At 39.5% G+C, this 15174-nt stretch carries 14 protein-coding genes; 7 read left to right on the top strand and 7 right to left on the bottom strand.

Annotated elements, in window-relative coordinates; all coding sequences use genetic code 11:
* Positions 1–4 precede the first annotated feature (4 nt).
* Positions 5–478: a hotdog fold domain-containing protein gene (locus I6E69_RS17010; protein WP_002958195.1), complete on the bottom strand. Its 474-nt coding sequence runs from the start codon at positions 476–478 to the stop codon at positions 5–7.
* A gap of 183 nt (positions 479–661) precedes the next feature.
* Here I6E69_RS17010 and I6E69_RS17015 point away from each other — a divergent pair, with 183 nt between their 5' ends.
* From I6E69_RS17015 to I6E69_RS17025, 3 genes are all read left to right on the top strand, one after another.
* Positions 662–1861: a multidrug effflux MFS transporter gene (locus I6E69_RS17015; protein ID WP_002958193.1), complete on the top strand. Its 1200-nt coding sequence runs from the start codon at positions 662–664 to the stop codon at positions 1859–1861.
* The gene (locus I6E69_RS17020) at positions 1858–2502 is read left to right on the top strand and encodes a LysE family translocator (RefSeq protein WP_024589445.1); all 645 of its coding nucleotides are present in this window, start codon (positions 1858–1860) and stop codon (positions 2500–2502) included. Before I6E69_RS17015 ends, I6E69_RS17020 begins: the two co-directional genes overlap by 4 nt.
* 66 nt (positions 2503–2568) lie before the next feature.
* Positions 2569–3033: a methylglyoxal synthase gene (locus I6E69_RS17025; RefSeq protein WP_039487135.1), complete on the top strand. Its 465-nt coding sequence runs from the start codon at positions 2569–2571 to the stop codon at positions 3031–3033.
* A 19-nt stretch (positions 3034–3052) separates the two neighbouring features.
* Here the strand turns inward: I6E69_RS17025 and yegD are convergent, their stop codons facing one another.
* From yegD to I6E69_RS17055, 6 genes are all read right to left on the bottom strand, one after another.
* On the bottom strand, positions 3053–4417 hold the full coding sequence (gene yegD, locus I6E69_RS17030; protein WP_182753206.1) for a molecular chaperone: 1365 nt from the start codon (positions 4415–4417) through the stop codon (positions 3053–3055).
* A gap of 62 nt (positions 4418–4479) precedes the next feature.
* Positions 4480–5322 carry a DNA ligase gene (locus I6E69_RS17035; RefSeq protein WP_197121717.1) on the bottom strand — a complete coding sequence of 281 codons (843 nt, stop codon included), beginning with the start codon at positions 5320–5322 and terminating at the stop codon, positions 4480–4482.
* 33 nt (positions 5323–5355) lie between these two features.
* Positions 5356–6012 carry an HAD family phosphatase gene (locus I6E69_RS17040; protein ID WP_197121718.1) on the bottom strand — a complete coding sequence of 219 codons (657 nt, stop codon included), beginning with the start codon at positions 6010–6012 and terminating at the stop codon, positions 5356–5358.
* A gap of 75 nt (positions 6013–6087) precedes the next feature.
* Positions 6088–6387 (bottom strand): hypothetical protein, encoded by a 300-nt coding sequence (locus I6E69_RS17045; RefSeq protein WP_002958185.1) that lies wholly within the window; start codon positions 6385–6387, stop codon positions 6088–6090.
* A gap of 105 nt (positions 6388–6492) precedes the next feature.
* Positions 6493–8763: a TonB-dependent receptor gene (locus tag I6E69_RS17050; RefSeq protein ID WP_197121719.1), complete on the bottom strand. Its 2271-nt coding sequence runs from the start codon at positions 8761–8763 to the stop codon at positions 6493–6495.
* 415 nt (positions 8764–9178) lie between these two features.
* Positions 9179–10039 carry a mechanosensitive ion channel family protein gene (locus I6E69_RS17055; RefSeq protein WP_002958183.1) on the bottom strand — a complete coding sequence of 287 codons (861 nt, stop codon included), beginning with the start codon at positions 10037–10039 and terminating at the stop codon, positions 9179–9181.
* A gap of 195 nt (positions 10040–10234) precedes the next feature.
* Between I6E69_RS17055 and I6E69_RS17060 the strand changes: the two genes are divergently transcribed.
* The 4 genes from I6E69_RS17060 (at position 10235) to I6E69_RS17075 (ending at position 15151) form a co-directional block, all read left to right on the top strand.
* Positions 10235–10441, top strand: a complete 207-nt coding sequence (locus tag I6E69_RS17060) for a hypothetical protein (RefSeq protein WP_002958182.1) — start codon at positions 10235–10237, stop codon at positions 10439–10441.
* 213 nt (positions 10442–10654) lie between these two features.
* Positions 10655–12790 carry a M3 family metallopeptidase gene (locus I6E69_RS17065; protein WP_197121720.1) on the top strand — a complete coding sequence of 712 codons (2136 nt, stop codon included), beginning with the start codon at positions 10655–10657 and terminating at the stop codon, positions 12788–12790.
* Between the two features lie 114 nt (positions 12791–12904).
* A complete protein-coding gene (locus I6E69_RS17070; protein ID WP_175413904.1) occupies positions 12905–13756 on the top strand; it encodes a carboxylate/amino acid/amine transporter in 852 nt (283 codons plus the stop codon).
* 69 nt (positions 13757–13825) lie between these two features.
* Complete coding sequence (locus I6E69_RS17075) at positions 13826–15151, top strand: glycerophosphodiester phosphodiesterase family protein (RefSeq protein ID WP_197121721.1); 1326 nt, start codon at positions 13826–13828, stop codon at positions 15149–15151.
* Positions 15152–15174 lie beyond the last annotated feature (23 nt).

Below are 15174 nucleotides of genomic sequence, written 5' to 3' on the forward strand. Positions count from 1 at the left end.
TAAGTTACCTTTTTTCAGTAATGTACATTGTAATATCTGCAGTGAAAACGAGTTCATTGCGGGTGTTATAAAGCTTAACCGGTACTACTAAGTCTTCTTTATCAATCCACTTATGTGGTAAATCAATTTCAGCGACTGCTCGTACATCTGTATCTACTTTAGCCAAATACCTAACTGTCATCCCTTTTGGGATCCAACGATGCGTTTTAACTGGCACTGTTGCATCAACCATTACACCTGCACACAATTCAGCTAAGTTACACTGCGCAATAGCATGAATAGTTCCAATATGATTATGAACGCTGCGACGGTTTTTAACCACCGCACTACAATGGCCCTCTCTCAAATCGAGTACGTAAGGTTTCATCGAACCAAAATATGGCGCTTTAAAGCAAACAGCTTTAGTAAAAAGCCAATTCCCAAAAGGTAGGCGCTTAAATTTATGCCATGTTTGTACAAGTGCAGATTTATTACTCATTATTATTTTCCATCAACAGTTACTTTTTTAAAATTAACACATCAGACCAGTTTTAAAAAGTGCATTTATGCTGGCTTTTTAGCTTAATCCAATCAAAAAGTAAGAATGACGACCTATGCAGGGGTCATAAGCCCTTTCTTTTTTATGAGTGCCCACCTAAAATACTCGACAAAAGGAGACTCAATGCAAACACAGCCCGCTAAACCTAATATGACTTTGTTACTTATCTTAGCGTTACTCGTTATATTTTGCCCTATGGCAATCGATATTTACCTACCTGCTTTTCCAACTATTGCAGAACAATTTGCAGTTACTGAACAACAAGTACAGCAAACCGTTGCTATTTTTATGCTAACAGTGGGTTTAGGCCAATTAATTGCGGGCCCTTTGGCTGATAGATTTGGCCGAAAACCAGTGGCAGTAGTGGGCATTAGTTTGTATGCAAGCTCTGCATTACTCGCATACTACTCGCCTTCTTTTGAGATATTACTAATAGCACGTGCTTTTCAGGGGTTTGGAGCGTGTGCCACATTTGTTGTCGCATTTGCGATAGTGCGTGATAAATATGGTAGTGAACGAAGCGGACAAATGATTACCTACCTTAACGGGATTGTGTGCTTTATTCCGGCAATGGCTCCTATTTTAGGGGCTTGGCTTACCGTACAGTTTGGCTGGCGTATGAACTTTATGTTTTTAACCGCGTTTGCTATTTTGGGCCTTATTGTTACCCTATTCTTTTTTAGAGAAACGCGCCCTGCTGATAGTCATTATCAGGGGCATATTTTAGATTTACGTCGCTTTACACCGATTATTAAAACACCGGTATTTTTGTTTAATAGCCTAATTTGTATGGTCTCAATGTCAGCCATATTAGTGTATGTAACGCTCGCACCAGGCTGGCTTATTACACATTTAGGGGGCACCGTAGCCGACTTTACTTTTTGGTTTACGTTAAATGCCGTAATAAGTATTGTCGCAAGTTTTATTTTACCAACCTACATTAAACGAAATAGCCAACGTGCTTTGCGTGTCGGTGTGAGTGTACTGGTTTTCTCAGGTATTTTAATGCTAGCCTTGAGTCATATAGAAACAGCATTTGCGCTTATGCTACCTATCTTAATTGCAGCATTAGGGTTTGCTTTAAGTTTAGGCTCTGCTGCAGGAATGTCTCTGTCTAGCTTTCCTAAACAAGCAGGCACAGCCTCTGCATTACTCGGTGCTATGCAAATGAGTGGCGCAAGTATACTCGTCGTTTTAACCCAATATTTAGGGCTAAGCACACCGTGGTTGATTGCTTTTCACTTATTATTGCTAGTTCCGCTTTGGCTTATTTTAATGAGCAAAAAAGCACATACTTTACACCCAGCTAAAAGTACTCAATGATCAACCCTGACTTTCTAGTCTCATTTTTATTAGCCAGCTTTTTAATGGCAGTAGCGCCTGGGCCATCAAATGCATTTTTGATGGCGCAAACATTTGCTAATGGTCGAAGCGCTGGTATGCAAAGTGCTTTTGGTTTTGCATTAGGTGGGGTTGTTCATACGCTATTTGCTGTTGTAGGCCTAAGCGCAGTCCTAAAAGCTTCCCCTAGTGCCTATGCAGCAGTGCAATACGCAGGCGCAGCATACTTATGCTATTTAGGGTTTATGATGATTAAAGGCACGCTAAAGCAGCCAGAGCCGACACCTGATGACAAGCAAACCGATAAACCGCATATAAGTACCAGTAAAAAAAGTAATGTCATGTTTCAGGCCATGATGACTGAAGTACTAAACCCTAAAGTAGCATTATTCTTTATTGCATTTATTCCACAATTTGTAGATCCAACGCTTTCATCGGCTACTTTTCAGCTCGCTTTTTTTGGCTTACTTTACCCTCTTTTTGCTTTTCCGATTGACTGCACGTATATTTATTTTGGCGACAAAATTGCACAGTTTTTTAGACGTAACCCAAATAGCCAACTTTGGATTGATAGGATCACTGGCATTGTATTTATTGCCCTTGCTATCAATCTATTATTTTAACTAACCTGCACTTTGGTTAAGAGATTTATTCTTCCGAGTTTAGGTTCACCAATAAAAAGAATTAGCATGGAACAAAAAACACAATCTCTTCCCGCACAAAAAAATATTGCTTTAGTGGCACACGATGGTAAAAAAGCAGCACTAAAATTATGGTGTGAAAAACACAAAGAAATACTAAGTAAGCACACTTTATATGGCACAGGTACTACGGGGCATTTAATCCAAAAAACCACGGGGCTTAATGTAGTTCAGCTTTTAAGTGGTCCTATGGGCGGTGATCAACAACTTGGCGCAAAAATAGCAGAACATGAGATACATGTTTTAATATTTTTTTGGGACCCATTAGCATCACAGCCTCATGACCCTGATGTTAAAGCGCTGCTGCGTTTAGCCGCTGTTTGGAATATTCCGGTGGCGTGTAATGAGGTAAGTGCAGATATGTTATTAAGCTCACCACTTATGGATGTAGAGCTTGAACGTACATTGCCAGATTACGAAAAATACCTCGCAACCCGACAAATAGATCTTTAAACCTCAATTGTAATCTAGGTTATTTATAAAGCATGCTGGCCCATTTAGTCAGGCCAGCAGTTACACTACCAAAGTGATCCCCGTTAACCATTTTTATATCGCCTAAGTGCTCACTTAAAGCCGCTTTAATCAATGGTGATTGTGCACTACCGCCTGTTAAATAGATAATGTCTGGCGTGGTCGCAGCGTCACTGATTGCTTGTTTTGCTAAAGTAACTATTTGGCTAATACTACTCTCAACGGCAACAGCTAAATCGCTTACTGATACATTTTTATTCAGTCCACTATCTAAAAAACTTAAATCACAATCAAACACACTAGCAGACGAAAGTGCTATTTTAGCCGCTTCACCTTGTTGCACTAACTGATGGCCTTGCTTGTTTTGCTGTAAATGTATTAAACGCTTATAAAGCTCAGGTGCACTTACATCACGTAATTGTGCGTTTAGCTCTCGGGTATGGCTTTCACTATAAAATTGGCTTTGTAAGTTTACATCGTTAATTTTACACGCTTGCCAAAACGCTTGATTAGGCAAAGGCAAACCCGATTTAAACGTACTACCTAAACCCAATAACGGCATTAAACCATGAAAGCTCAAAGCAATATCTAAATCATTTCCGCCAACACGTTTACCACTGTGAGATAAAAAATCGCTATCGCGCTGACTATTTCCTCTAAAGCTTGGGCCCATTTGTACAAATGAGCAGTCACTTGTACCACCACCAATATCAATAACGAGTACTTTTTGATCCTGAGTTAAATCACTCTCGTAGTCGATACCCGCAGCAAGTGGCTCATATAAAAACTCTACGTCTTTAAAACCAGCACGTTTAGCAGCACGCTCTAAAATACCGACCGCTTGTTGATTTGATTGCTCACCACCCACAGCTTGAAAGTTTACTGGGCGACCAATCACTGTTTGTGTAAGTGTTTTACCTAAAGAGAGCTCAGCGCGTTGCTTAATCTTTAAGATCATCGCGGTTGCGATATCTTCAAAAAAGTTAATTTGACCTTGCTTTAAACCTGTTGCACCAAAAAATGATTTAGGAGACTTAACAAAATAGCCTTCTTCAGGAAACTGCACGTACTCGCTAATCGCTTCACGACCAATAAATAGGGTTTCATCTGAAGGTTGTAAATCAAGGTCTGACTTAATACGAGGTAAGGTATTTAATAATGCTTGGCGCTGCGTTAAAAAGTCATGCTCATGGGCTGTGCCATGTAAATGCTTAGCAACAAAATCCACAACCAACGCACTGTGATGAGTGTAAAGTGTAGACGGTAAGTAATGTTTTCCTTGCTCTAGCGGTACTAATTGAACATTACCCTCGCTCATTACACCCATAGCACAATTAGAACTACCGTAATCAAAACCTACAAACATACTTCACCACACATTACCAAAAAGGCCGCGCAATTTAGCACACTTTGTAAAATTTATAAATGTTATAAACTATCTCTGACCCGTAAAAAACTGGCAAAACGCGGTAACCCATTTTTTGTTAAGCCATGAAATCGGTACGTTACAATACTACCAATCTCCGGTGGAATGGAGCGCTGTGCATCATTAAACCCAGTACCAATAGAGAATACCTGCCCCTGCGCTGTTTTTACCCTTAATGCCCCTAACATACCTTGATATTTACCTTTGCCTGGTAAGTGCGCAATTACAACCGCTTCTGCATCTAAATAAGGTTTTAATTTTAGTAATGCATTACTTCTTCCATTGCTGTGCTTCGCGCTGGCCAAATGAAGCATTACGCCCTCGCCACCCTGCTTAGTTATGTTCTCAAAATACTCTGTAAGTTGCTCATTATTTGTAAAGCTATATTGAACTACAGCACTAATATGCGGCGAGTTTAGGCTAGTAATAAGCTCATTATAGTTTTTATAGCGAGTGCTAAAAGGCAGATTTTCATTTGGCATATCAAATACTTTATAAGTAATAGTTTGCCAATCATGATTATTAGGTTTTTTAGTTCTGACTATGCCACTAAGCGCAGAAAAGTGCTCACGTTTAGTCCACAGCTCACCATCAAGCCATACATTTGGCAATGGCGCTGTAAACCAACTTGGCGCATTGATAATATTCCCCTTACGAGTGACAAACTCCGTGCCGGTCCAGATAGCTCTTACGCCATCATATTTTTCACTGACTAAATATTTACTTACATCATAATGCTTCGTTTCGTCATATACTTTAGACAGTAAAACTGACGGTTGTGCTGCACTTATGCATTGCGTAAAAAGTACAATAACAATTAAAAGCAGGTGTTTAATAGTAAACATTGGCGCATCCAAGCACGTAAAAGTTGGCTTAAACTATAGTTGAGATTGCGCCCATTGCCAAAACTCATCTAAGTTGCTCATTTGATAGGTAGCTTGGCTAAAGTCGTGATCTTTAGTGTGGCTATTAGCAATGGCAACAACACGTAACAACGCGTTGTTGGCCGCCGTAACGCCGGTAAATGTATCCTCAACGGCTATTGCATTGCCTGCCTGTATATTTATCTGCTTAAGTGCCAGTAAATATGGGTCTCCAGCAGGTTTAGGATTAGTTACATCGTCTTTTGTTACCACCGTGTCAAACAGCTCATAAAACCCTAAACCTTTCAGTATTGGCATGGCTTCACTTTTAGCACTGCCCGTTACTAGCGCCATTTTTAAGCCACTCGCTTTTACAGCTTTCAACGTTTGCTCAGTAAACGGCATCAGTGGTGGTAAATGTGTTATTACATATTCGCCAAATAAACGGTATTTTTCATCTGCTAAAAACTGTGCGCTTACTGATAAGTTATGCTCTTGCTTAATCTCTATTGCAGCTTCTAAAGTGGGTCGTCCTGAAAAGCGCTGACAAAAATCATTTTCTAAATAACTAACACCGTAGGGTTTAAGTAATTTACTCCAGCATACAAAGTGCATGCTTTCTGAATCAACTAATGTGCCATCCATATCAAATAATATTGCTTTTAAAGTCATCCTCATTCCTTATTTAACTTGAGCTTAATTTTGACAATAAAAAAGGCGCCTAAAGCACCTTTTATATAAATACAGTTATTGCGTTAAGCCTGCTGGCGGCTCACCCGTTGCTTCTTCACCCGTTTCAACATCAACAAGCTCGTAGCCACGCGTTTTACGTACAACTTTAAGTACTGGTTTATCAAATGCAGTTTTTAAACGCTCAGAGTCATCTTTCAACTCATCTAAGGTTGTTCCAAAAGGGGCTGCGCCAGTTTCTGACCAGTTAGTTACTTTACCATTTAGGTTATATTCTACTTCATGTATTTGATATTGCGCTGCTTCGTCTTTCGTTGCTTCACAAAAAATTACACGGTAATTCCAAAATCCAGCCATCTTTTTATCTCTTTAAATTAATTAACGCTACTTTACCAGCTTTATAAAAACATAAAAGCCTGCACAAGGCAGGCTTTTAAGAATTAGTATAATTTAAGGTTATCTCTAGAAGAAGTTAACTTTAAATTCAGCACCAACATAACGCTCTTCGTTAACAATACCTGTATTGTTATTGAAATCTACAGCGCCAATAACTTGTTGCTCGTCAAATAAGTTACGAACAAACGCAGCAACTTCGTATTCGTAATCGCCTTCAGACCATGTGTAACCTGTACGAAGACCTGTTTCAATAAGCTCTTTACCTTCAAACTCTACTGATTCGTAAAGGAACATATTGATTTTACTGCGATAAGAAATATCACCGCTTGCGAAGAAGTTACCATCGGCAAGTTCTTTAGTGTAGCGAAGCGTAAAGTTAGAGATCCACTCAGGAGCATGCGGTAAGCTATTACCGTCAAGTACAGCAAGGCCAGAACCATTAATTGGGTCAGTTACAGTACATTGAGCACAAACAGCGACAGCTAAATCGTTATCTTTAATTTCTGTTTTATTGTAGCTTAAGTTAAACGTTGCATTAAACTCATCGCTTAATACCCACTGCGTATCTAACTCAAAACCATAGCCAGTCGTTTTATCTGCATTAACTAAGCGGTTAAAGTTAGCACCACCGCCTACAGCAGTAAGCTGTTGATCGTCCATCGTGTAGTAAAATACAGTTGCATTTACACGGCCTTGGCCGTCTAGCACGTCTGATTTAATACCTGTCTCGTACGATGTTACCGTTTCTGACTCAGCTGTTGTTACGTCATCACCAAACAAAATACGACCTTGTAAACTAGGTGCGCGGAAGCTATTTGCTACACGGCCGTACCAGTTAACATCGTCGTTTACTTTATAGTTTGCAGATAAATCCCAGCTAACATGGTCGTCACTAACATCACGCTCTACAAGTAATGCACCGCCACCAATTGGGCTAAGTGTACGATCAGCTACAAAATCTTTATCATCATCAGAATAACGAAGGCCCGCTGTTACTTTTAAATCATCTGAAAAAGTATAATCTACAGAACCAAATACAGCCCAAGCTGTAGTATCTTGCTGTTGACGAACATAGCCATTTAAAGCACCTGCATTAGGTGTTGAGAATGTATCGTAGCTGAAGTTTTCAATCGTTAGCTCTTCATCAAAGTAAAATACACCTACTTGATAATTTAAGTCACCATCAAAGTTACTAGATAAACGTAGCTCTTGCGTCAACTGGTCCTGCTCTGGAATACCATCAGCACTCTCTGAAGCAAATGGAATGGTACCAGGACCTTGGTAATTACCATCAGCGATAAATGCTGCACCGTAACCGCCGTCAATATCAGCGCGCGAATATATTTCAGCACTTTCCCATGCAGAAATTGAAGTAATTGTGTGGTTTTTAAGTTCCCACTCAAGCTTTAAGCTTGCACCTTCAGATTCTACTTGTTGAGTAGAGCGAGATGCCGCATCTTGATAAACAACATCACTTTCGTAGTTATCTACTAGCTCATTAGTACCCGCTTTAATTACATTTGCACGAAAGGCAATTGGTGAGCCATCTAAGTCACGTGTGTGATAGTTTAATAAAGCAGTAAAATCATCGCCTTCATATAAAAACTGAACGCGTGCCGCTTTTTCAGTATAACCACCTTGCTCATCTTTAGCTTCAAAGCCTGGAGCTTGGTTATCAATGTAATCGTCTTTGTCTTGCCATAATAATGAAACACGAGCAGATAAACGATCAGTTAAAGCACCACCTACAGCACCACTTGTATCTACAGCACCACGGCTACCGTATGAAACAGAGCCATAACCATCAAATTCTTGACTTGGTTTAACAGTATCAAACTTAACAAGGCCAGCTGGCGTGTTACGGCCAAATAGCGTTCCTTGAGGACCACGTAATACTTCTACGCGTTCAACATCAAATACTGGAAAACCTTTTAAAATTGCATTTTCTTGAACTACTTCATCAACAACAAGTGATACTGGTTGTGATGCATTCAAATCGAAATCGGTATTACCTAAACCACGAACGTAAAAGCGTGGGAATGAACGACCAAATGAAGACTCAATAGATAAACTTGGAATTTTCGCATTTAAAAAGCGAATATCCATACCTGCAGAGCTATATGCATCAAGGTTATCACCTTGTAATGCAGATACTGCTACAGGTACTTCTTGTGCATTTTCTACGCGTTTACGGGCGGTAACTTGAATAACTTCTAGTTGATTGCTTTTTTTAGCCGTTTCTTCTTCAGCGGCGAATGCTGAAATAGATGTGCCAGCAGCAGATAGTAGTGCAGCGTTAATAATTGTCGCTATTGCAGATTTCTTTAATGATTTCATGTCGGGTATTAACCTTTAGTATGCACTCTTGTTCAACGGTTTTTTGTGTTGCGCAATGTATTCATTGCGGGCTCGTACAATTTTTCGCGACTTGCTATATGGCGCGCGGACCTCATCACCGAGAGTACAAAACGGAGTAACAAGGCTGAACGAACGATTAAGATTATACCATTGTGTAATAATTTTACTGCATAAATATGAACATAAATGGAAACTTTTTTGCAACATTTAACTACAAGATTACGTGTTTTTATCAATATTTAGATGCGAAAACCTAATAATGAGGACATATGTCCTTTATTGAAGATCGCGAAGTAAAGTAGGAAAAATGGATTGCTTTACATATTAACCCAAAATAGAAACGTTATGGTTACTCATAAAAAAAGTCACCCGCAAGCGACTTTTTTTATTAGAACTACGACCTTTTAAAAGCAATTTCACCATCTATATGAATATCTCGCTGTGGAAACGCAATCACTACATCATGCTCTTCAAATACAGCATAAATACTAAAACGAATATCACTGCGCACTTTTCTAAGCATGGTTTCAGACTCGGCGCATACCCAAAAAATAGCATTAAATACAAGCGAGCTATCTGCAAAGTCATCAAATAACACTGATGACTTTGGATTAACCAATATTGCATCATGATCATCAAGCACTTGCTGGATAAGCTTTTTAACCAGTATAACGTCTGAACCATACGCAACGCCGACACTGACCGATGAGCGTGCATTACCATCTATCAGCGTCCAGTTTGTTACTGTATTTTCGAGCAATTGAGAATTAGGTATAAGCATATGTACGCCGTCATTTCGGCGAATACGTGTAGAACGCGTATTAATAGTTTCAACTACGCCCTTTGCGTTACCTACCTCTAAAAAGTCACCAATGCGAATTGGGCGCTCCCACATCAATATCCAACCGCTGATAAAGTTATTAATAATATTTTGCGCACCAAAACCTACACCAATGGCTATTGCACCGGATACGAAAGCAAATGCCGTAAGCGGGATGCTGAGCACTTCAAGCGATGTAAAAATTAAAATTGCGATACTTAAAATAAAGTAAATGCGAGTAAACAAATGCACTGCATCTTGGCTTATTTTTTTAGCGAGTAATGTTTTTTTAATAAGCTTGCCAATACGTGTGACTACAAACCACATAGCAAACAATATAAGTGGCACTTGAATTACTTTTGCTACTGTAATATTCACATCGTTATAAGTGAATATTACAAAGGCTAAGTATTGATTAATTTGTTCGAGGGTCATAAGTGTTCCCAATATTGTTTTGATTGTTATTTGTTCACTAAAAATAAGTGTGGTTCAGTTTTCGCTAAGCTTAGCACGTCATAATATAACTAAAACGCCAAGTTAATAAGTTCAATATGAATTTTATAAACAATTTATTAACTCTTTATTGCACCGAGTGCTATATAAATAGTGTACAAGCACTGGAGATCACATATGACACAACTTACTCTAAATCAAAGACTCGCTACTTTGCAGCCGCAGGTAGATTTAAAATTGTTTGAAAGCAGCCTAGATTACCGAAATAAAGTTTTGTGCTTGCTCGCCGAACAAGAGCAAACTCTAGCAACTATTAATAAAGAGTTTGGGCAGCAATCTAATAGCTTTGGCTCAGAGAAAAAATTTGTCTTAGGTTATAACTAACCCCCCCTCAAGCACACAATCGTATAATTAAGTAGCTTTAACGTTTAATTTTAGAGCTACTTTTACCCACCTTAATACTAATTATTAGCTAATTTGCGTTCAAATCCCCCTTAATACCGATAAACTTTATTGTATAAACCCACAAATTTGATAAGTTAACTAGGTTTTTCGACTCGCAAAGCCTATTTCGGCTAATCTTTTTATGGAGTTATTATGCGTAAAACCCTGATCGCCACTACTATTGCTAGTGCCCTAATCCTATCGGCTTGTTCTTCTAACGAACCTCAAGACATGGCAAAAGAGAGCGCAGCACAAGTGCAAGACATGAACGCAAACAATGTTTTATTCAAACCAAGCCCATTACAATACATGGCACCTGAGTTTGATAAGTTTGGTACAAAAGACTACGAAGCCGGCTTTGATGCTGGTATTGCTCAGCATACTGCGCAAATACAAGCTATTGCTAACAACCCAGCTCCTGCAACTTTTAAAAATACATTAGTTGAAATGGAAATGTCTGGCGAGCTACTAAATCGTGTATCAGCTGCTTTTTATAACCTTTCAGGTTTGATTTCTGATGACGAATACCAACGTATAAGTAAAAAAATGGCGCCGGTATTATCTGCTCACTCTGACGACATTTACTTAAATGGTGCATTATTCAAGCGCGTACAAACTATTTTCGACAACAAAGACTCGCTTAATGCTGAAGATCAACGCCTTGTGGATTTTTACTATAAGCAATTTGTAAAAGCAGGCGCTAAATTAAATGACGCTGAAAAAGCAAAAATGCGTGAAATCAACTCACAACTTGCAGAGCTTTCTACTGCGTTTTCTCAAAACATTTTAAAATCGTTTAAAGAAGATGTCATTGTCGTTACCGATAAATCTAAACTTGCTGGCCTTTCTGAAGGTGAAATTGCAGGCCTTGCGGCCGCTGCTAAAAAAGCAGGTAAAGACGGCTACATGATCACGCTAGTAAATACGACTCAACAGCCAATTTTATCAAGCCTTGAAAACCGCGACCTACGTGAGCAAATATTTAAAGCCTCTGCTAACCGTGCAGCAAAAACTAACGGCCCAATTATTATTGAAGAAACAAACCTACGCGCTCAAAAAGCAGAGCTACTAGGGTTTAAAGATTGGGCATCGTATGTAATGACTTCGCGTATGGCACAAACAACTGACAACGTGTACGGCATTTTAGATGACCTAGCACCAAAAGCAGTTGAAAAAGCTAAAATTGAAGCAGCTGCTATTCAAAAAGTAATTAACGATTCAGGTGAAAGCTTTGAGCTTAAACCATGGGATTGGGCTTTTTACGCAGAAAAAGTACGTGCTGAAAAGTACGACTTAGATCCTGCCCTTGTTAAGCCTTACTTTGAAATGGATTCTGTAATTCACGATGGTTTATTCTTTGCAATGAACAAGCTATACGGTATTACATTTAAAGAGCGTAAAGACTTACCGGTTTATCATGAAGATGTTACAGCCTACGAAGTATTTAACGCTGACGGCAGCGCCATCGGTTTATTTTACCTAGACCCATACGCACGTGAAGGTAAGCGTGGCGGTGCATGGATGAGCGCTTACGTAAGTCAAAGCGGCTTAAAAGGCACTAAACCAGTTATTTACAATGCGCAGAACATTCCAAAACCTGCTGCAGGCGAGCCAACGTTAATGACGTTTGACGAAGTGTCAACTATGTTCCATGAGTTTGGTCATGCGGCGCACGGTTTATTCTCTGACGTTAAATACCCAAGCTTAGCGGGTACTGCTACAGCGCGTGACTTTGTTGAGTTTCCGTCGCAAGCGAATGAAGATTGGATGATTGAACCTACGGTACTTGCTAACTACGCCAAACACTACAAAACAGGTGAGCCAATTCCACAAGCTTTACTTGATAAAGTACTTGCATCGCAAAAATTCAACCAAGGTTTTGGTACCACTGAATATTTAGCAGCTGCTTTACTTGATATGGAATGGCACTCGTTTGGCTCAGATAAAAAAATTACTGATGTTCAAAAGTTTGAAAGCGATGCGCTTAAAGCACACGGTATTGATTACTACCCTGTACCACCGCGTTATAAATCAAACTACTTTAGCCATACATTTGCCGGTGGTTACTCTGCGGGTTACTACGCATACCTTTGGACTGAAGTATTTGCAGCCGATGCCTTTGCACACATGGAAAACAACGGCGGCTTAACACGTAAAAATGGTGATAAGTTCCGTAAAGAAATCCTATCTAAAGGTAACAGCCGCGACTTAATGCAAAGCTACATTGAGTTTAGAGGTCAAAAACCAACTACCGACGCATTACTTAAGCGCCGTGGTTTAGTTGAGTAAATAACTTAATTTATTAAGCTCACTTTTATAAAAGCCCGCTTGCGGGCTTTTATTGTTTATACCCTCACATATAACAGATAAACTTAGCTCAATATTTATTAAAAGATGATGGTTATGCAGTACTTATTTGCAGTCACTTTGCTTTGGGCGTTTTCGTTTAGTTTAATTGGTGTGTATTTAGCAGGCCAAGTTGACGCTTGGTTTAGCGTATTAATACGCATAGCACTGGCAACACTGATTTTTTTACCTTTTTTAAAGCTCAAACAAACGCCTAAACCTTTAGCCTTAAAGCTTATGCTGATTGGCGCTATACAACTTGGTGTTATGTATAGCTTTTACTACCACTCATTTTTATTTTTAACCGTTCCCGAAGTGCTGCTATTTACTGTAATGACTCCTTTGTACATTACCCTGCTAAATGATGGATTGAACAGACGCTTTAACCCACGCTTTTTTATAGTCGCACTTATTGCTGTAATCGGTGCAATTACTATTCGTTACGAAAACCTAAATAGCGATTTCATAATCGGCTTATTAATCGTTCAAGGGGCGAATATAAGTTTTGCTGTAGGCCAAGTTACCTACAAACGCTTAATGAATAACAATCAGCTTGATGACAAAGCCGTATTTGGATGGTTTTTTATAGGCGCACTTATTATTGCCACAATTTGCTATGCATTATTTGGTAACTCAAACAAATTACCAACCACTTTCACACAGTGGGGCATACTAATTTATTTAGGGTTGGTTGCATCAGGACTTGGTTACTTTATGTGGAATAAAGGCGCAACCCTTGTCAACGTAGGTGCTTTGGCAGTTATGAATAACTTGCTTATCCCAGCTGGGATTATAATTAACGTGCTGATCTGGAACCGAGATGCCGATATAGTTCGGTTAAGTATTGGGGCTGCTATAATGTTAGGTGCATTATTGGTCAATCAAATGCTTAATAAAAAAGTAAATTAATAAGCTTGTAGCAAAATCGTCATTAATAATCATTAAGGTAGTACAAATTTTACTTTTTAAGGATAAACAATGAAACGTATTACCTTACTTACAAGCTGTATATTGTTAGCCACACTTGCTGGCTGCGACGACGATGTAGAAATAGTAGAAAAAGAAGTGGTTGTTACCAACACCGAAGTGGAAATTGTTGAAGTACCTACACCCATTGTTGTAGAGGTTGCTGAAGGAGTAAATATTCAGCTAGGGACTCGCCCTGACTATTTAATTAACGATATGGCGCAAAGCACACTAAAAACAAAATTAGAGTCATGCAGCGAAGGTCCTTTTTACCGCACCGATTTTTCTATTGGTCATCGCGGTGCATCAATGCAATACCCAGAGCACACTAAAGAAGCCTACATTGCGGCAGCGAGAATGGGCGCTGGCATTGTTGAATGCGATGTTACATTTACAAACGACAAAGAGCTTGTTTGTCGCCACTCTCAATGCGATTTGCATACCACAACTAATATTTTAGCCATTCCTGAACTTGCAGCTAAATGCAGTGTGCCATTTACACCAGCCGACCCTGCTAATGGTATTGCCGCTTCTGCAAAATGTTGTACCAGCGATATAAGCTTAGCGGAGTTTTTAACCCTTGAAGGTAAAATGGATGGTGCAAACACTAATGCAACGACCGTTGCCGATTACATGGATGGCACACCAAGTTGGCGCACTGATTTATATGCCACCAACGGCACATTGATGACCCATAAACAAAGCATTGCACTGTTTAATGAGCTAGGTGTAAAAATGACACCAGAGCTAAAATCGCCACAAGTAAGTATGCCATTTGATGGAATGACGCAAGAACAATATGCGCAAAAAATGCTAGACGAGTACACGCAAATGGGTGTGCCAGCCTCAAAAGTTTATCCGCAATCATTTAACCTTGAAGACGTAAAATACTGGATTAACAATAACCCTGACTTTGCAGATAAAAGCGTTTACCTAGATGGACGTGACAGTGAAGCCGGATTTGATCCAAGTAACCCACAAACATGGCAACCGGGTATGGATGAGTTAGTGGCTGATGGGGTGAAAATTTTAGCTCCTCCAATTTGGATGATGTTAACAATAGATAACGAAAGTAATATTGTGCCATCGCAATACGCTATTGACGCAAAAGCAGCAGGTTTAAAGCTTATTGCATGGAGCCTTGAGCGCTCGGGCCCGCTTAATGAAGGTGGGGGTTATTACTATCAATCAATTACTGATGTTATAGATAACGATGGCGACATGATGACGGTAGTCGACGTACTCGCAAAGGACGTGGGGGTAATGGGTATTTTTTCAGATTGGCCAGCTACGGTAAGTTACTACGCCAGTTGTAATAAAATGCCTGCAAGTATTTAATACCAATCTGCTTATATATGGGG

It is taken from the genome of Pseudoalteromonas sp. NZS100, assembly GCF_015864815.1.
GTDB lineage: Bacteria > Pseudomonadota > Gammaproteobacteria > Enterobacterales > Alteromonadaceae > Pseudoalteromonas > Pseudoalteromonas distincta.